Source organism: Streptomyces carminius (genome assembly GCF_002794255.1).
Classification (GTDB): domain Bacteria; phylum Actinomycetota; class Actinomycetes; order Streptomycetales; family Streptomycetaceae; genus Streptomyces; species Streptomyces carminius.
Window position 1 is genome coordinate 338,393 of sequence record NZ_PGGW01000067.1, and the last position, 16,971, is coordinate 355,363.

At 74.5% G+C, this 16,971-nt stretch carries 16 protein-coding genes, 1 pseudogene and 1 riboswitch; of the genes and pseudogenes, 12 read left to right on the top strand and 5 right to left on the bottom strand.

What is annotated here, in order from left to right:
• Positions 1-35: 35 nt before the first annotated feature.
• From CUT44_RS25945 to CUT44_RS25985, 9 genes are all read left to right on the top strand, one after another.
• Positions 36-1,301, top strand: coding sequence for an ROK family transcriptional regulator (locus CUT44_RS25945; protein ID WP_100204345.1), 1,266 nt, complete (start codon positions 36-38; stop codon positions 1,299-1,301).
• 109 nt (positions 1,302-1,410) lie between these two features.
• A riboswitch (FMN riboswitch) is annotated at positions 1,411-1,541 on the top strand.
• A gap of 160 nt (positions 1,542-1,701) precedes the next feature.
• On the top strand, positions 1,702-2,259 hold the full coding sequence (locus CUT44_RS33645; RefSeq protein ID WP_100204346.1) for a hypothetical protein: 558 nt from the start codon (positions 1,702-1,704) through the stop codon (positions 2,257-2,259).
• Positions 2,260-2,907 carry a riboflavin synthase gene (locus CUT44_RS25955; RefSeq protein ID WP_100204347.1) on the top strand — a complete coding sequence of 216 codons (648 nt, stop codon included), beginning with the start codon at positions 2,260-2,262 and terminating at the stop codon, positions 2,905-2,907.
• The gene (locus tag CUT44_RS25960; RefSeq protein ID WP_100204348.1) at positions 2,904-3,623 is read left to right on the top strand and encodes a nicotinamide mononucleotide transporter family protein; all 720 of its coding nucleotides are present in this window, start codon (positions 2,904-2,906) and stop codon (positions 3,621-3,623) included. Before CUT44_RS25955 ends, CUT44_RS25960 begins: the two co-directional genes overlap by 4 nt.
• Entirely contained in the window at positions 3,620-4,939 is a 1,320-nt protein-coding gene (locus CUT44_RS25965) for a bifunctional 3,4-dihydroxy-2-butanone-4-phosphate synthase/GTP cyclohydrolase II (RefSeq protein ID WP_100204349.1), read from the top strand. The genes CUT44_RS25960 and CUT44_RS25965 overlap by 4 nt, the downstream gene beginning before the upstream one ends.
• A gap of 79 nt (positions 4,940-5,018) precedes the next feature.
• Positions 5,019-5,525, top strand: coding sequence for a 6,7-dimethyl-8-ribityllumazine synthase (gene ribH, locus CUT44_RS25970; RefSeq protein WP_100204350.1), 507 nt, complete (start codon positions 5,019-5,021; stop codon positions 5,523-5,525).
• A gap of 12 nt (positions 5,526-5,537) precedes the next feature.
• Complete coding sequence (locus CUT44_RS25975; protein WP_100204351.1) at positions 5,538-5,810, top strand: phosphoribosyl-ATP diphosphatase; 273 nt, start codon at positions 5,538-5,540, stop codon at positions 5,808-5,810.
• Positions 5,811-5,885: 75 nt separating this feature from the next.
• Entirely contained in the window at positions 5,886-6,734 is an 849-nt protein-coding gene (gene hisG, locus CUT44_RS25980; RefSeq protein WP_100204352.1) for an ATP phosphoribosyltransferase, read from the top strand.
• Between the two features lie 35 nt (positions 6,735-6,769).
• Positions 6,770-7,243 carry a PH domain-containing protein gene (locus CUT44_RS25985; protein WP_100204353.1) on the top strand — a complete coding sequence of 158 codons (474 nt, stop codon included), beginning with the start codon at positions 6,770-6,772 and terminating at the stop codon, positions 7,241-7,243.
• Between the two features lie 64 nt (positions 7,244-7,307).
• Here the strand turns inward: CUT44_RS25985 and CUT44_RS25990 are convergent, their stop codons facing one another.
• A complete protein-coding gene (locus tag CUT44_RS25990; RefSeq protein ID WP_100204354.1) occupies positions 7,308-9,257 on the bottom strand; it encodes an AAA family ATPase in 1,950 nt (649 codons plus the stop codon).
• A gap of 449 nt (positions 9,258-9,706) precedes the next feature.
• Positions 9,707-10,309 carry a uridine kinase family protein gene (locus CUT44_RS25995; RefSeq protein ID WP_233221659.1) on the bottom strand — a complete coding sequence of 201 codons (603 nt, stop codon included), beginning with the start codon at positions 10,307-10,309 and terminating at the stop codon, positions 9,707-9,709.
• A gap of 164 nt (positions 10,310-10,473) precedes the next feature.
• On the opposite strand from CUT44_RS25995, the gene CUT44_RS26000 reads away from it, so the two are divergent.
• Together CUT44_RS26000 and CUT44_RS26005 are read left to right on the top strand one after the other, a co-directional pair.
• Positions 10,474-11,856 (top strand): peptidase C39 family protein, encoded by a 1,383-nt coding sequence (locus CUT44_RS26000; protein WP_100204355.1) that lies wholly within the window; start codon positions 10,474-10,476, stop codon positions 11,854-11,856.
• 220 nt (positions 11,857-12,076) lie between these two features.
• Positions 12,077-13,075 carry a YdcF family protein gene (locus CUT44_RS26005; protein ID WP_100204356.1) on the top strand — a complete coding sequence of 333 codons (999 nt, stop codon included), beginning with the start codon at positions 12,077-12,079 and terminating at the stop codon, positions 13,073-13,075.
• Between the two features lie 227 nt (positions 13,076-13,302).
• Here the strand turns inward: CUT44_RS26005 and CUT44_RS26010 are convergent, their stop codons facing one another.
• The gene (locus CUT44_RS26010) at positions 13,303-14,088 is read right to left on the bottom strand and encodes an adenosylcobinamide amidohydrolase (protein ID WP_100204357.1); all 786 of its coding nucleotides are present in this window, start codon (positions 14,086-14,088) and stop codon (positions 13,303-13,305) included.
• A 487-nt stretch (positions 14,089-14,575) separates the two neighbouring features.
• Positions 14,576-15,481, bottom strand: coding sequence for an SGNH/GDSL hydrolase family protein (locus CUT44_RS26015; protein WP_100204358.1), 906 nt, complete (start codon positions 15,479-15,481; stop codon positions 14,576-14,578).
• A 344-nt stretch (positions 15,482-15,825) separates the two neighbouring features.
• Here CUT44_RS26015 and CUT44_RS26020 point away from each other — a divergent pair, with 344 nt between their 5' ends.
• Positions 15,826-16,098, top strand: a complete 273-nt coding sequence (locus CUT44_RS26020) for a GlsB/YeaQ/YmgE family stress response membrane protein (RefSeq protein ID WP_100204359.1) — start codon at positions 15,826-15,828, stop codon at positions 16,096-16,098.
• A 521-nt stretch (positions 16,099-16,619) separates the two neighbouring features.
• On the opposite strand, the pseudogene CUT44_RS26025 reads toward CUT44_RS26020, so the two are convergent.
• Positions 16,620-16,898, bottom strand: a pseudogene (locus CUT44_RS26025) (alcohol dehydrogenase catalytic domain-containing protein); the annotation flags it as partial.
• Between the last annotated feature and the right edge of the window lie 73 nt (positions 16,899-16,971).

Genomic DNA, 16,971 nt, shown 5'->3' on the forward strand with positions numbered 1-16,971 from the left:
CCTGATAGATACAGAGTATCTGCGAGGATTCCGCCATGACTTCCGCGCGCACCGCATCGCCCCGTACGGCCCGGGCCATCAACGACCGGATCGCGCTGGAGCTGCTGGTGGCGCACGGCCCCCTGACGGCCGCCCGGCTCAAGGAGCTGACCGGCCTGTCCCGGCCCAGCGTCGCCGACCTGCTGCAGCGGCTGGCCGACGACGGACTGGTCCGGGTCGTCGGGGAGGCGGGCGAGACCCGCCGGGGCCCCAACGCGCGGCTGTACGGTCTGGTCGCCGACCGCGCCCATGTCGCGGCCGTCGACGTCCGCACCGGCACCGTCTCCTTCGCCCTGGCCGACCTCGCCGGGAACACCGTCCGCCAGACCGTCCTGGCCCTGGAGGGCGGTGAGGGCGGCCAGGGCGGTGAGGGTGGTGAGGCCGGCCGGGACGGTGGTGAGGGCGGGGACGGCGCGGACCCGGTGGCCCGGACGGTGGCCGCGCTGCGGCAGGCGCTGCGCGACAGCGGCGCCGCCGCGCCGCACACGATCGCCGTCGGCGCCCCCGGCATGATCGACCCGGCCACCGGCGCCCTCGGCCGCAGCACCGCCCTGCCCGCCTGGCACGCCCGCGTCCCGGCCGCCCTCCGGGACGGGCTGGGCGTACCGGTGCTGCTGGAGAACGAGGTGAACCTGGCGGGCATCGCCGAGCACCGGCTCGGCGCGGCACGTGGCCGCGACACCTTCGTCCTTCTCTGGCTGGGGCACAGCGTGGGCGCCGCCGTCGTCCTGGACGGCGCGCTGCGCCGCGGCGCGTCCGGCGGCACGGGCGAGATCGGCTTCCTGCCGGTGCCCGGCGCCGACTGGCCGCCGTCGGCCACCGTCTGCGACGGGGGCTTCCACTCCCTGGCCGGCAGTGCGGCGGTGTGCGAACTGGCCCGCGCGCACGGCCTCGACACCCCGCCGTACGACCCCACGGACGGCGCCCGCGCCGCGGAGACGGTGGTACGGGCCGCGACGACGGGTGCGGCGGGCAGCGGCGGGGAGGCGTTCCTGGATGCCCTGGCCGAACGGATCGCGGTGGGCGCCGCCGCGGTCACCTCCGTGCTCGACCCCGGCTGCGTGGTACTCGGCGGCGAGGTGGGCCGGGCCGGGGGGGAGGCGCTCGCGGCCCGGGTGGCCGACCGGCTGGCCGCAGTGTCCCCGCTGGCCACCGAGGTGCTGTGCGGCACGGTCGAGGGCAGCCCGGTGCTCGGCGGAGGCCTGGTCACGGCCCTGGACGCGGCGCGCGCCGATCTGTTCGAGCCCGCCCGCCGGGCCTGACCGCCGGCCCGGCCGCGGCGGGTGGCCGGGCGGGCACTGTGAGCCGGCGCATACGTCCCCGCCCGCGCCGCCCGTACGGGGCATGGCACACTGGTGCCGTACCAACGTCAAGCGCACTCCGGGGTCGGTGAAAGTCCGAACCGGCGGTTACAGTCCGCGACCCGGCCGCTGCCAGCGGCCGGTTGACCAGGTGAAACTCCTGGACCGACGGTTAAAGTCCGGATGGGAGGCAGTGCGCGGCGGGCCGTGGAGCGGCCGGTACGCCGCCGTCGGCGGAAGCTCCGCGCACACCCTTGAGGGCGCGCGGGACACCCCGGCACCGGCGTTCCGCCCACCCGCGGAGCCGTCCGGTCATTCCGTACCGCCCCGGAGTCCGTGCCCGAAGAGGCAGGAGGACCCGGTGGCCACCGCAGCCGCAGCGCCCATCGCGCGAGAGCGCGAACGCGATGCCGCGCGCCGTGCCGTCGCCCCCGCGCCCCATGCCCTCGGCGCCACCGGCCCCGCCACCGGCGCCACCGGCCCCGACGCCGGCGCCACCGTCCCCGCCACCGCCACCGGCGCCGACGCCGGCGCCGAGGGTCTGCCCGGTCCCGCCACCGTGCGGTCGGCCGGGGCCGCCGAGACGCCGTCCACGCCGCGCGCCGCCGACGGCCGCGGTCCGGACGCGGGCACCCCGCCCACCGGGCCGCACGCCCGCGGTGTGCGGCCGGCGGGCGGACCCGCCCCCGGCGGGGCCCTCGTCGCCGCCGGTGCCGCGGACCGGGCCACCGCCCGTCTCGCCCCCGTCCCGCCCGGCACCGGGCCCGCCGTGCCGGGCGCCGCCGGAATCACCACCACCGCCGGCGCGTTGCGCCTGACGGTCACCGGCACCGAGCGCATCGGGCCCGGTCCACGCGCCGACGCCGTACCCGCCGGGCCCCCGCCCGTATCCGCACCCGCCGTCCCCGAGGAGTCCTGAGTGTTCACCGGAATCGTCGAAGAACTGGGCGAGGTCGTAGCCGTCGAGGAACTGGCCGACGCGGCCCGCTTCCGGCTGCGCGGCCCGGTCGTCACCGAAGGCGCGAAGCACGGTGACTCGATCGCCGTCAACGGCGTCTGCCTGACCGTCGTGGACACCTCCGGCGGCGAGTTCACCGCCGACGTCATGGCCGAGACGCTGGAGCGTTCCGGCCTCGGCGCGCTCACCGCCGGCGACCGGGTCAACCTGGAGCGCCCCATGGCGCTCGGCGGCAGGCTGGGCGGCCACCTCGTCCAGGGACATGTGGACGGCACCGGCACCATCACCGGGCGCGTCCCCGGCGACAACTGGGAGATCGTCAGGATCTCCCTCCCGGAACGGCTGACGCGGTACGTGGTCGAGAAGGGGTCGATCACGGTGGACGGCGTCAGCCTGACCGTCGTCGAGGCGGGGGAGGAGGACTTCACCGTCAGCCTCATCCCCACCACCCTGGCCATGACCACCCTGGGCGTGAAGAAGCCCGGTGACCCGGTCAACCTGGAGGTCGACGTCCTGGCCAAGTACGTCGAGCGGCTCCTCGCCCGCGGTGCCGTCCCCGCCCCCGCCCCCGCCGCCGGGCCCGACCTGCCCGCCGGAGCCGTGCGGTGAGTGCCGTGGACTGGCTCGACGGCACCCTCAACGGCACCGCCTTCACGGCCTTCGGGCAGCAGGTGCCGTGGTCCGACATGGTCGGCAACCTCATGGGGCTGCTCGCCCTGGCGCTCGGCTGGCGCCGGTCCATCTGGACCTGGCCCGCCCAACTGCTGGCCGGGCTCATCCTCGTGGCCGCCTACGCCTCCGCCCAGCTCTCCGGCGGTGTCGGCAAGCAACTGCTGGTCATCGGCGTCGCGGTGTGGGGCTGGTACCAGTGGCGCCGGTCCGGCGGCGCCCCGGACAGCACGGCCGGGAACACCGGCACGGACACCGGCACCGGCACGGAAAACGACGGCCGGATCGCCGTGCGCTTCGCCACCTGGCGCGAGCGCCTGTGGCTGCTGGGCGGCACGGCCGCCGGCACCGCCGCCGTCGGCTCACTGTTCGTCCTCGTCCCCGAGCTGTCCTGGAACCCCTGGCCCGACGCGTACATCTTCACCGGCACCCTGGCCGCGATGGTCGCCCAGGCCCGTGGACTGGTGGAGTTCTGGTTCGCCTGGCTGCTGGTGGACCTGGTCGGCGTCCCGCTCGCCTTCAGCAGCGGTCTGGCCTTCTCCGGCCTGGTCTACGTCATCTACTTCGTCCTCGTCCTGTGGGGGCTGCGCGACTGGTGGCTGCGCTCCCGCACCGGAAAGGCGAGCGACCCCGCTCTGGAAGGAGCCACGGCATGACCACCCTGCACACCTGGCACCCGCACCCCGCCCCCCTCGGCACCGGGGCGGTGGGGAGCGAGGAAGCGGAACTCCTCCTGGACCCCGTCGAGCGGGCCGTCGCCGACATCGCCGCCGGCCGTCCCGTGGTGGTGGTCGACGACGCCGACCGCGAGAACGAGGGCGATCTGATCGCCGCCGCCGAGCTGATCACCCCCGAGATCGTGGCCTTCATGATGAGCGAGTGCCGCGGCCTGATCTGCGTCCCGCTGGAGGCCGGCGAGCCGGACCGGCTGGAGCTGCCGCAGATGGTCCGGCGCAACACCGAGTCGATGGGCACCGCCTTCACCGTCTCCGTGGACGCCTCCGGCGCGCACGGCGTGACCACCGGCATCTCCGCCGCCGACCGGGCCACCACCATCCGGCTGCTCGCCGACCCCGCCGCCACCGCGGACGACTTCGTGCGCCCCGGCCATGTCTTCCCGCTGCGCGCCCGTCCCGGCGGGGTGCTGGAGCGCCCCGGCCACACCGAGGCCGGGGTGGACCTCGCCCGGCTCGCCGGACTGCGCCCCGCCGCCGCCATCGTGGAGATCGCCGCCGAGGACGGCACCATGCTGCGCCTGCCGGAGCTGGTGCCCTTCGCCCGCAAGCACGGCCTGTCGATCATCTCCATCGAGGACCTGGCCGCCTACCGCCGCTCGGCGGAGCCCACCGTCCGCCGTGAGGCCGTCACCGCCCTGCCCACCGCCCACGGCGACTTCCGCGCCCACGGCTACCGTTCCACCGCCGACGGGGTGGAGCACGTCGCGCTGGTCGCCGGGGACGTCGACGGCGCTGAGGACGTCCTGGTCCGGGTGCACTCCGAGTGCCTGACCGGGGACGTCTTCGGCTCCCGGCGCTGCGACTGCGGTCCGCAGCTTCAGGACTCCCTGCGCCGGGTGGCAGCCGAGGGCCGCGGTGTGGTCGTCTACCTGCGCGGCCACGAGGGGCGCGGTATCGGCCTGCTGTCCAAGCTGCGGGCCTACCAGCTGCAGGAGGCGGGCCACGACACCCTCGACGCGAACCTGGAGCTGGGCCTGCCCGCCGACGCCCGCGACTACGCCGCCGCCGCCCAGATGCTGGCCGATCTCGGAGTACGCTCCCTGCGGCTGATGACCAACAACCCCGACAAGACCGCCGCCCTCACCCGCCACGGGCTGCGCGTCACCGGCCGCGAGCCGATGCCCGTACAGGCCGGCGAGCACAATCTGCGCTACCTGCGCACCAAGCGGGACCGGATGGGACACGACCTGCCCTGGCTGGACGACGGGCGGGTCCCCGTCTGCGGCAGCCAGTGACCCGCCCGCCCCCGCAACCCCGCAACCCACATCCACATCCCGTATCCGTATATCCGTGACGCACCGCACGAGGAGCAATGTGAGCGGCAAGGGCGCACCCGAACTGACCGTCAGGAACTGCAAGGACCTGCGCGTGGCCGTGATCGCCGCGCAGTGGCACGAACGGGTGATGGACGGCCTGCTCGACGGCGCCCGGCGAGCGCTGGGCGAGGTGGGCATCGACGAACCCACCGTGCTGCGCGTCCCGGGCAGCTTCGAGCTGCCCGTCGCAGCCAAGGTGCTGGCCGCGCGCGGCTACGACGCGGTCGTCGCCCTCGGCGTCGTCGTCCGCGGCGGCACCCCGCACTTCGACTACGTCTGCCAGGGCGTCACCACCGGCCTCACCCAGGTGTCCGTCGAGACCGGGGTGCCCGTCGGTTTCGGCGTGCTGACCTGCGACACCGAGGAGCAGGCACTGGACCGCGCGGGGCTGCCCGGCTCGGCCGAGGACAAGGGGCACGAGGCGGCCACCGCCGCCGTGGCGACGGCCGCGGTCCTGCGCACCGTGGCCGAGCCCTGGCGCCGGGCGGGGGCGTCCGGCGGCTAGGGTAGGAACACCATGGCGAACAAGACATTCGAGGAGCTGTTCGGCGAGCTCCAGCACAAGGCCGCCACCGGCGACCCCGCCACCTCCCGCACCGCCGAACTGGTGGCCGCCGGTGTCCACACCATCGGCAAGAAGGTCGTCGAGGAGGCCGCCGAGGTGTGGATGGCCGCCGAGCACGAGGGCGCCGACCGCACCGCGGAGGAGATCTCCCAACTGCTCTACCACCTCCAGGTGATGATGGTCGCGCGGGGGATCGGCCTGGACGACGTATACGCTCACCTCTAACGGGGGCGCGCCCGGCGCCCCCAGCCCACCGGCCGGCAGCCCCGGCCCCACGAGAACGCGAAGGAAGACCGACCCATGCTGCGCATCGCCGTCCCCAACAAGGGTTCACTGTCCGAGCCTGCGTCGGCGATGCTCCATGAGGCGGGTTACAAACAGCGCAAGGACCGCCGCGAACTGGTCCTGGTGGACGGCGACAACGAGGTCGAGTTCTTCTTCCTGCGCCCCCGCGACATCGCCGTCTACGTGGGCTCCGGAAAGCTCGACATCGGCATCACCGGCCGCGACCTGCTGCTGGACTCCGGCGCCGCCGCCGAGGAGATCCTCCGCCTCGGCTTCGCCGCCTCCACCTTCCGCTACGCCACCCGCCCCGGCACCGCGCGGGAGGTCGGCGAGTTCGGCGGCATGACCATCGCCACCTCCTTCCCCGGCCTGGTCGCCAAGCACCTGGCCGACAACGGGGTGGACGCCTCCGTCGTCCGTCTCGACGGCGCCGTCGAGACCGCCATCCAGCTCGGCGTCGCCGAGATCATCGCCGATGTCGTGGAGACCGGCACCACCCTGCGCAACGCCGGGCTGGAGATCATCGGCGAGCCGATCCTGGAGTCCGAGGCCGTCGTCGTCCGGCGCACCGGCGCACCCGCCGACGATCCCAAGGTGCGGCAGTTCCTCCGCCGCATGCAGGGCGTCCTGGTGGCCCGGCGCTACGTGATGATGGACTACGACATCCGCGCCGAGAAGGTCGAGCAGGCCGTGGCCCTCACCCCCGGCCTGGAGTCGCCCACCATCTCGCCGCTGCACCACGAGGGCTGGGTCGCGGTGCGCTCCATGGTCCCCGCCAGGGACGCCCAGCGGATCATGGACGATCTGTACGACCTGGGCGCCCGGGCGATCCTGACCACCGGCATCCACGCCTGCCGGCTCTGAGCCCGGTACATCCCGCACCCACGGAGAGCCGCCCCGTGCCCGCACCCGCTCCCGAACCCGGCACCGACCCCGTACCCGGGCTGCCGGTGGTCTTCCGGCCCACCCGCACCCGGATCGTCCTGCTGACGGTCGGCGTCGCGATCCTGGCCACCCTGACCACGATCGCGTTCCTGCTGGAGACGGCCGGGGCCGCGGAGCGGGCGAGCTTCGTCCTCACCGGTCTGCTGTTCTTCGCCGTCCTCCTCCTGCTCGCCCGCCCGAAGGTGGTCGCGGACACCGGCGGGGTCACGGTCGTCAACCTCACCACCGTCCGTCACCTGGAATGGGCGGAGATCATCCGGGTGAACCTCCGGCCCGGCGATCCCTGGGTCCTCCTCGACCTCTCCGACGGCACGACCCTGCCCGCCATGGGCATCCAGCCCGGTGTCGCCAGGGGGCAGGCCGTCCGGGACGCGAAGGCGCTGCGCGCGCTGGCCGAGCGCCACGGCACGGGCCGGGCGGACGGCTGAGGCCGTCCGGGGCCGTCCGGGGCCGTCCGGGGCCGTCCGTCCCGATCGACGCTCTCGTCGGCCGTCAGCCGAACGGCGGAGGCTCGTGCCGGGGCCCGGCCGGCCCCCGGCCGGACAGCACCTCGCCGTACGCCTGCATGAGGTCCGGCAGCCGCAGCGTCGCCAGCTCCTCCCGGGAGGGCGGGCCCGGGCAGGCGGCCAGCCGCAGGTCGCGGTAGGCGCAGGACTTCTCGTACAGCGTGCGCAGGAAGCGGCCGTTGCCCAGTTCGTCGATCCAGCCCTGGTCCACCACATGACCGCTGATGCTGCGCAGCTCCTCCAGTGCCTCCTCGTCCCACCGGTCGCCGTTCTCGGCCGCCAGCACCTCGCCGATGGCGGTCAGCTCCAGCGGACGGTAGCTGGGGAAGTCCACCCGGGTGGTGAAGCGGGAGCCGAGGCCGGGGTTGACGGCCAGCAGCCGGTCCATGCCCTCCGGATAGCCCGCCAGGATCACCACCAGCCGGTCCCGGTTGTCCTCGGCGCGCTTGAGCAGCACCTGGAGCGCCTCGTCGCCGTAGGCGTCGCCCTTGCCGTAGCCGGTGTTGGACAGGCTGTACGCCTCGTCCACGAACAGCACCCCGCCCAGCGCCGAGTCGATCAGCTCGTTCGCCTTCACCGCCGTCTGGCCCAGGAACTCGCCCACCAGATCGGCCCGCTGGGCCTCCACCAGGTGGTCGCCGCCCAGCAGGCCCAGCGCGTAGAACACCCTCCCGAGGATCCGGGCGACGGTCGTCTTCCCCGTCCCCGAGGGGCCGGAGAAGACGAAGTGCCGCTTGGGCGGCTGGACCGGGAGCCCCTGCTCGGTGCGGAGCCGCGCCATGTGCAGCTGCGCGGACAGCGCCCGCACCTGCCGCTTGACCGGCTCCAGGCCGACCATGCGCTCCAGCTCCTCCATCGCGCGGGCCAGCAGTTCCTGATCGGCCGGCCCACTGGGGAAGCGTCCGGGCGCCCGCCGGCCGGCGGAGCCCGCCGACCGCTCCCTTTCGCCGCCGGCCGTCACCGGCACCGGCGGCACCGGTGCGGAACCCGCCGCGCCGGGCCGCGGGCCGTCGCCGGCCGGGGCGGCGCCCTCCGCGCCGTCGGTGAGCACTCCGGTGCCGGCCGGCGGGCCCGTGAGGTCCGGGCCGCCGTCCGCGACCGCCACGGTGGTGACCGGCCCCGGCGCGTCACCCAGCCCGTCGCCGAGCCCGTCGCTCTCGGCGATGGCGGTCAGCCGGGCGGAGGTGTCCATGAACGCCGGGTCCACCCGGTACACCGCCCGGTACAGCGGCAGTGCCGCCGCGCTGCGCCCGGTGCCCTCCCGGGCCCGGGCCAGCCAGTAGCGCAGTTCCTTGCGCTGCGGCTGCTCGCTGCGGCAGCGCATCAGCGCGGCGGCCAGCAGCGGCTCGGCCTGGCCGTACATCTCCAGCCGCACCCGGGCCATCCCCGCGAACAGACTCGCCTCGATGCCCAGCAGCGGGTCGTCCACCAGCGGATCGGTGTGCCGCACCAGCAGCTCCCAGTCCTTGGCGAGGTAGGCGCGGCAGGCGTGCAGGAAGCGCACCTGGGGATCGGTCTCCACCGGCGGGCACTCGGCCAGGGCCCGGTCCAGCTCGGCGACGTGGCGGCCGTCCAGCCAGTGCGAGGCGTGCGCCAGCAGCAGGTCGCGCCCGCTCTCCAGCACCGGCTGCACCCACCAGCCCAGCCAGTACCAGGAGTTCAGCGGCTGCCCGTGGCGGGCCCGCTGCTCGCCGAAGCGGTCGCGGTGCTCGTACATGCGCAGCAGGGCGGTGGCGGTGTCCACGCGCAGGGCGTGCAGGCCCAGCCAGGCGTCGGCCATGCCCGGGTCGAGCCGTACGGCGGTACGGAACTCCTCCTCGGCGTGGACGTAGCCGCCCATGGTGTACGCGTCGACGCCGCGCAGCCAGGCCAGGTCGGCAGGGGCATACGGACCACCCCGGGTGTCCTGCGTGCCGTAGTCCATCACGTCCCCCACGAAACATCCCCCGGTGGTCTGTGCCGGGCGGTCGGATCACCCGGCGGCGGTGGTGCTCAACTGGTCGGCTGCGGACGGAAGTTGCCACGGGCAACCGGGGAAGTCCCCGGAAAGCCGCGGCATTTGGCATGGTACCCGGGGCGCGGGGCCGGCCGTAGACGGCGTATGAGCAGGCCAGCGGGGGAGAGTGGACGAGGGAAGGCGTCCTGCGTGCCGAAGAGGTCACTGCGGGTGACCGGGCGCCGGGGGTGCGCGGGCAGAACGAAGCCCCCGATCACGGGGGAACAACCGGGGGCTTCGTGTAGTGAACGACCCTTCCAGGCCGTTCAGGGAGAACGTAGAACCTGGGCGGGGCGCCGGTCAAGCCGGTGGGGCGGAACACGCCCGTGAGCATGGCGGCGGTGCGTACGGCTGACGGTCCGTCACGGTGCGTACCGGTGCGGAGGCGTTCACGTCCGTCCCCGCGGCCCCGGCAGCAGTTCGAATCCGCCGGGCCGCTGCTGCACCAGGTGATCGGCGTACGGACGGGAGGGATCGGCGGCGAAGTGCCGCAGCTCCGCGCGCTCCCAGCCGTCCCAGAACCCCGCCAGCGCGGGCCCGTCCCGGCGCCGTCCACGTGCCCAGGACTCCCCGGGCGGCAGCTCCATCCACAGCAGGCGGACCAGCTGGGGGCGCAGGGCGCGGCGCCCCGCGCCCACCCCTTCCACCAGCACCACGGGCGCGGGCGGCAGGACGCGCTCCCCGGTGAACACCCGGCGCTCCCAGTCGTACACCCGGTGGCGGGCCGGCTCCCCGCGCGAGAACGGCGCGAGAACCTGCTCCAGGACCCGCCCGGTCCACTCGAAGAGGGCGCCGTGACTGGCCAGGTCGTCCAGATGGAGCACCGGCGCCCCGCCCAGCTCCCCGGCCAGCCGCCCGGCGAACGTGCTCTTGCCGGACCCGGCGTGCCCGTCCACCGCGACCAGCCGCACCGGGCCGCACGACGGCGGCAGCGCGCGCAGCCGCCGGGCCAGGGCGGCGGGAGTGCCCAGGGCACCGGAGCCGGGTCTCACCCCGACAGCGTACGGCCGCCCGCCCACCCCGGCGGCCGGGGCCGGCGGCGGCCTGCTCCGTTCGGACCGTGCCGCTGGCCCGGGCCCCGCGGCGGCGGCAGGATTGTGGACGCGCGCCGACCACGCGCACACACCGACCGCCGAAGGACCGGGGGCCCGCCGCCATGACCGCCAGCAGACCCGCCACCCGCCGCACCGTGCTCGCCGCCGCCCTCGCCGCGGCGGCGACCGCGGCCCCCCTGAGCGCCCCGACCGCCGCCTCGTCCGCCGCCGTGCCGTCCGGAGCCCGCTCCGCCCGTCCGTCCGGCGGCTCCACCGTGGACTACCGCGCCTGGACCTCCCTGTCCGACTGGCGCACCGGCACCGGGGAGGGCACCCGGCCGGTGGCCGGCCCGCGCCCCGGCCTCACGCTCGCCGCCCCCGTGGGAACCACCGACCACACCGACCCCCACACCGGCCGCACCGCCCCCTGGGAATACGCCGTGTGGACCTCCCCCGCGCACACCCTGCCGGTGCCCGCGGGCGAGCTGGTCGCCTCCTGGAACGCGCACACCCCCGCCGGCACCTGGATCCGGATCGAACTGCGCGGCACCTACACCGACGGCACCCACACCCCCTGGTACACCATGGGCGTCTGGGCCTTTGGTGACGCCGACATCCGCCGCGCCTCCGTGGACGGCCAGAGCGACGGCGTCTCCACCGTCCGGACCGACACCCTCACGGTCGACGACACCTCCGCCGGCCCGCGGCTGGCCGCCTACCGGCTGCGCGTCACCCTCCTCCGCACCCCGGGTGCCGACATCGCACCCACCGTCTGGCGCCTGGGCGCCATGGGCTCCGACGTCCCCGGCCGCTTCGAGGTTCCGCCCTCCGTGCCGGGTGTGGCCACGGGCGTCGAACTGGACGTCCCCCGCTACTCGCAGAACGTCCACATCGGCCGCTACCCCGAGTACGACAACGGCGGCGAGGCCTGGTGCAGCCCCACCTCCACCCAGATGATCGTCGAGTACTGGGGGCGCGGGCCCACCGCCGAGGACCTGGCCTGGGTGCGGCCCGGCTACTCCGACCCCCAGGTCTGCCACGCCGCCCGCCACACCTACGACCACCAGTACGCCGGCTGCGGCAACTGGCCGTTCAACACCGCCTACGCTGCCACCTACCGCGGCATGCAGGGCCTCGTCACCCGGCTGGACTCCCTCACCGACGCCGAACGCCTGATCCGCGCGGGCATCCCGCTGATCACCTCCCAGTCCTTCCTGGCCGCCGAGCTCGACGGCGCGGGCTACGGGACGGCGGGCCACCTGATGACCGTCATCGGCTTCACGGCGGACGGCGACGTCATCGCCAACGACCCGGCGGCCGACAGCAACGCGGCCGTCCGCCGCGTCTACAAGCGGAGGCAGTTCGAGAACATCTGGTTGCGCACCAGGCGCTACAACGAGAAAGGCCAGGTCAGAAGCGGCACGGGAGGCATCTGCTACGTGGTCTTCCCCGTGAAGCCGGCACCGAGTCAGCACCGCGTCCTGCGATCGCTGAGCATCCGCTGACCTTCTGAGACACCCACCACCACCGCCCCCGGGGACCTGAGGGCCGGTGCCCGCCGCCGTCCCGGACCGGTCACGGGCCGCCGCCGGTGTGCCGCTCGACACATGGCGGAACCTCCCGCGGCCGCGGAGACTCCTACCGCCCGGGGCGGTAGGAACGGGCGCCGCCCGTGCCCGCCCCGGCCCGTGCCGAGCGGGTCACCGGTCCGACGGGGATGTCGAAGTGCTGATCTACGTGCTGGCTGCTGTAGCGCTGCTTCTTTTCGTCATCGGTGTGGCGACCGATCTGCGGCGGTTCAGCAACGCCGTCTTCCTGGGACTCTCCCTGGCCCTGCCGGGAGTGGGCCTCGTCGCCGAGTTCGTCGAGGCGTCCCCCGAGCCGTACTTCACTCCCGTCGCGCTGTCCTTCCTGGCGCTGCTGACCCTCGCCGTCCTCCTGCTGCTCTGCTATCTGCTGGCCAACGGCGTGCAGATGCTCCGCAGAGAAGGCATGCGCCCGGGGAACGTGCTCCCGCTGCTGGCCGGCCTCTGCGTCCTCGCCGTCGTCGGACTGCTGCTCCTGGTGATCACCGGGCAGTCGGAGATCCTGGCGGTCGTCTTCGGCCTCACGGCCCTGGTGACCGTCTACTTCGTGTTCCTGTTCACCTGCTTCGTGGTGTACGGGTCCCTCTACGGACGGCTGAGGGTTCGGGGCGACCTGGACTACGTGGTCGTGCTCGGGTCCGGGCTGGTCGAGGGGAACCGGGTGCCGCCGCTGCTGGCCGGCCGGCTGGACAGGGCGCGCGCCGTGTACGAGGCGCAGGCGGCCCGCGGGAACGCGCCGGTGCTGATCACCTCCGGCGGCCAGGGCCCGGACGAGGACCTCCCCGAGGCGCACGCGATGGCCGCCTACCTGACCGACCGGGGCCTGCCCGCCGAGCACGTCCTGCGGGAGGACGCCTCCCGTACCACCGAGGAGAACCTCCGCAACAGCAGGGCCATCATGGAGGGGGCCAGGGCCGACTACCGCTGCGCGGTGGTGACCAGCAACTTCCACGTCTTCCGCGCCGCGATCCTCGCCCGGGCCACGGGCGTACGGGGGCAGGTGCTCGGCTCGCCCACGGCCAGGTACTTCTGGCTCAGCGCCACGCTCAGGGAGTTCGCCGCGGTCATCCTCTCGGACAAGGCGGTCAACGCCGCCGCCTGTCTGCTGCTCGCCCAGCAGTTCCTGGTGGCGCTCTGACGGAAGGTGCCCGCCCACGGGAGGGGGCGCCCTCCGCCCCCTCCGGACCGTGCGTCCGTTCACCTTCTCGGAAAACCGTGCCAAGCGGCACAACCGCAGACGCAGCCGTGGGCGGTACGCCCGCCCGGGGCAAAACCAGCACGGCCGGGCGTGGCGGCGGTCTCCCGCGGTGCGTCGACCACTTCGGGCCGCGCCGGGAGACCTTCCCGACAGGGAGGTCGATGCCCTCACCCGCCACCGCCGATTGGCGGCCTCCGGCCCGGGGCGGCGCCGGGGGCACCCGGGCGGGACGGAGCGGACGGGGTGGAGGAGCTGGTTCTCCCGCCGTCCGCTGTATGCCGAAGCGCGCGGTCGCACGCCCGGAGGGTGCCGCGGTGCACCGCGCGGGCGATGCGGGCTCCCCACCGGGAACGGGGGCCCGCGAACGGTTCGGCCGCCCGGCCGGGAAGCGGGTGCGGGGCGGCGACGCACACGGCGTCGGTGGGGGTGCCGGAGGCGTCGATTCCGGCGTCCCGCAGGGCCTGCACCTTGGCCTCGGTCGCGGTGGCGACGGCGTTGACCAGCGCGGCGTCGGAGAGCGGGACGGGGACGGACACCACGATGTTGATCGTCCCGGCGGGTGGTGCCCCGGTGTGTGCGGGGGCCGGGTCGGCGGCCCAGCCGCGCACCCCGATTCCGGCGGTCACCAGTGCCTCCACCCCCTCGTCCGAGGCCCGGCAGCGGTCGCGGACCGGGGCGGCCGTCATCAGTCCGACCCCGGGCCCCGACACTCCGGCACGGGCGGCCAGCCCGGCCAGGTGTGCCGCGGGGTCCAGCCGCCGGTAGCCGGGCGGCACCTGCGCGTTGAGCACCCAGCCGCGTTCGCCGAGGCCGCCGCCCAGCAGGGCGCTGGAGATCATGCGGCGGCCTCCTCCGGGGACCCACAGCAACAGGGGCCAGTCGCCGCCGGTTTCGGTGCGCGACAGCAGCGGGAGGTCGCCCAGATCGGACAGGCCGGAGAGGGTGAGCGGCATTGCCGCACTCTAGCCACGTCCTGGAAGGAGCCCGCCGCCGCCCCGTCCTTCGGGTGCCGGGGCCGGCCGGGGGAGCACACCCGGTGCCGGGCCGGCGAAGGCTCGCCCCGCTCACCGCCCCGGGAAGCGCTCCGTCCGGTCACTGCCGGGCGGCGCTCCCGTGCCGTGTCGGCCGAGAACCCGGGCAGGACCGACCGCGGGTGGCCTCCGGTCGGGGGTGCCCCCGGCGCCAGGATGCCTCACCGCCGGGCGGGGCTTCGCCGACGCGGCATTCGGCGCTCGGCGCTCGGCACTCGGCGCCCGTGCCCCGGACCTGCGCGGCGGGCGGGAGGGGCGGGAGGTGGCCGGCTGTCCGGTGCCCCGGTGTGGCCCGAACGGCGCGGCCCCGCCCCGGAGACCGGGACGGGGCCGCGCGGGTCATGGCTCACGCGGTAGGAGGCGGCCGGGCGCTGCGGGGACGGGCGGGTGCGCCCGTCCCACCGCTGCCTCACGGCTGCCGCAGCGCCTCGGCGGTGTGCAGGGCGACGAAGAAGTGCCCCAGGACGTTGGGGTGCGCGGACAGGTCGCCGACCGGCATCAGGGGCTCGTACCACCGCTTGTCCTGCGGCCGGCACATGTCGTGCCCCTCCGACACCTTGTAGGCGTCGACGTAGACGGCCCCGGCTTCGCGGGCCTCCTCGGCGAGCATGGTGTTCAGCTTCCTGGTGGTGGCGTCCAGGTAGGTCACGTCGCCCTTGGCCAGGGGCACGGTGGAGGGGTCGCAGATGTCGCCCTCGGCGGGGAACAGCGCGGGGTAGCCGACCAGGGCGACGCGCGCGCCGGGGCTGCGCCGGTCGATGTCGGTGAGCATCGAGTCGATGCGGTCCCGCAGCGTGGCGATGCCCGTCTCCAGCTGGTCGGCGCCGCCGCTGGTGAGCTGGTCGCGGCAGGGGCTGCCCGCGCGGTCGCCCAGCCCGGCGATGACGCACTGCTGCAGGACGCGGGTGAAGCCGAGGTCGTTGCCGCCGATGGTGACGCTGACCAGGTCGGTCTCCTCGGTCAGGGCGTCGAGCTGCGGGGCGGCCGCGGTGCTCTGCGTGTTCCACAGGTCCCGGGTGGTGGCGCCGCTGCAGCTGACGTCCTTGAACTCGACGTCCAGGCCGACGGCGTGCTCGAGGGCGGCGGCGGTGATGCCGGGGTAGTTGGACCGGGAGCGTCCGCAGGCCTCGTCCGCCTCGGGGGTGATGCCCGGGCCGGAGGCGTAGGAGTCGCCCAGGGCGACGTACTGGACGGGGGAGCCGGCGGCGATGGCCGGAAGTGTCCCGGCGGAGAGCAGGGACGCCGAGGCGGCGAGCACCGCGGCCGTGGCCGCGGTGCGTCTGGTCGCCGTCGTGCGGCGCTTGGAACGGGTCATGTCGTCTCCGTCGCAGAGTGGTCGGTCGCGCGGGGCGCGGCGCGCCCGGCCGGGAAGATCACCTCCGACGTCCGCGCGTTCCACGATCCCCGCACCGAAGTGCCGTGGGACACGGCTCAGTTGGCGGGCAGGCCGGACACGGCGGGTGGCCGGGACGTGCCGGGTGAACCGGCACGTCCCGGCCACCCGGGCCGGTCCGGGCGCCGGGGCGCGGCTCCCGGCTCTCCCCGGCCGGGCGGAAACCGCTGTTCCGGACGGGTTTTCAAGAACCGGGAGAATTCCTCGGTTTGGATCTCCCGAGCATGGCAATGCGGTTCTGTGAAGACGACAGAAGGGAACCGAAAATGGGCATCATCGCGTGGATTCTGATAGGTCTTCTCGCCGGGCTGATCGCCAAGGCGATCATGCCGGGCAAGGACCCCGGCGGTCTCCTCGTCACCACGCTGCTCGGTATCGTCGGTGGTCTTCTCGGCGGTTTCCTCGGAAAGGTGGTTTTCGGCGTCGACTCGATCGACGGATTCTTCGAACTGTCCACCTGGATCGCCGCCATCATCGGCTCGGTCATCGTTCTCGCCGTCTACCGTGCGGTGACCGGACGCAGCCGCGCCCACGCCTGACCCGGACTCCGGGCACGCGGTGCTGCCCGGCAGGCGGGCCTGACCCCGCGGCAGCCAACCGACCGGCGGCGTTACCGTCACCGGCGTCTGCGGAACGCCGCCGCCGGTCCGTTCCGCGCACGGTACAGGTCCCACCGCCCCCGGTGGTCCGCTCCACTGAGCGGACCACCGGGGGCCGCGTGTGTCACGGTGCGGAAAACCGCCCGGTGCTCTCCGCCGGGGCGGGCGTCCCGGTTCGCGGGCAGCGGGCGGAGAAAACGGACAGCGGGTGGAAGGAGAGAGGAGGGGGGGATGGAATTCTGCTTACCGGTGCCGGGGATTTCGGCGCCCAAGGCGGGGAATTACCGGCCCGGTGAAGGGCGGTGAGTTCCCTGCTGTTCCAGTGGGGTCCGGCAGTTCGCGGAACCGGGCCCCCGACCGGTGGAACCCGCTCCCGGGCCGGTGTGTCACAGAGGCGGCATTGACGGTCGCCCGCCGTCGCCGCACAGCCTCCGAGGCGCTCATGCGTACGAAAACCGCCCGCACCGTCCGCAGGTCCGTCCCAGCCACGGCACGGCGACCCGCTGCCCGGCGGCCAGGTGGGTGACTCCCGCGCCGAGCCGCTCGACGATCCCGACGCCCTCGTGTCCGGGGACGAACGGGGGTTCGGGCTTGACGGGCCAGTCGCCGTTCGCGGCGTGGATGTCGGTGTGGCACAGCCCGGAGGCCTCCACACGGACGCTGACCTGTCCGGGACCGGAGTCGGGGCGTTCCTCGATCACCAGGGGTTCGCCGAGGGCCCGGACGACTGCTGCCTTCATGCCTGTTCACTCCTCGCGGGGTTCCCGGGACTTCCGGGATTGCGCGCCGTCCGCCGCCGGACGGTAAGGATGG

Excerpts from the sequence above, each read along its gene's own strand:
- CUT44_RS25945 (WP_100204345.1), top strand. The coding sequence starts at position 36 with ATGACTTCCGCGCGCACCGCATCGCCCCGTACGGCCCGGGCCATCAAC.
- CUT44_RS26000 (WP_100204355.1), top strand. The coding sequence starts at position 10,474 with ATGACCGCCAGCAGACCCGCCACCCGCCGCACCGTGCTCGCCGCCGCC.
- CUT44_RS25975 (WP_100204351.1), top strand. The coding sequence starts at position 5,538 with ATGGCGAACAAGACATTCGAGGAGCTGTTCGGCGAGCTCCAGCACAAG.
- CUT44_RS26015 (WP_100204358.1), bottom strand. The coding sequence starts at position 15,481 with ATGACCCGTTCCAAGCGCCGCACGACGGCGACCAGACGCACCGCGGCC.
- CUT44_RS26020 (WP_100204359.1), top strand. The coding sequence starts at position 15,826 with ATGGGCATCATCGCGTGGATTCTGATAGGTCTTCTCGCCGGGCTGATC.
- hisG (WP_100204352.1), top strand. The coding sequence starts at position 5,886 with ATGCTGCGCATCGCCGTCCCCAACAAGGGTTCACTGTCCGAGCCTGCG.
- CUT44_RS25965 (WP_100204349.1), top strand. The coding sequence starts at position 3,620 with ATGACCACCCTGCACACCTGGCACCCGCACCCCGCCCCCCTCGGCACC.
- CUT44_RS26010 (WP_100204357.1), bottom strand. The coding sequence starts at position 14,088 with ATGCCGCTCACCCTCTCCGGCCTGTCCGATCTGGGCGACCTCCCGCTG.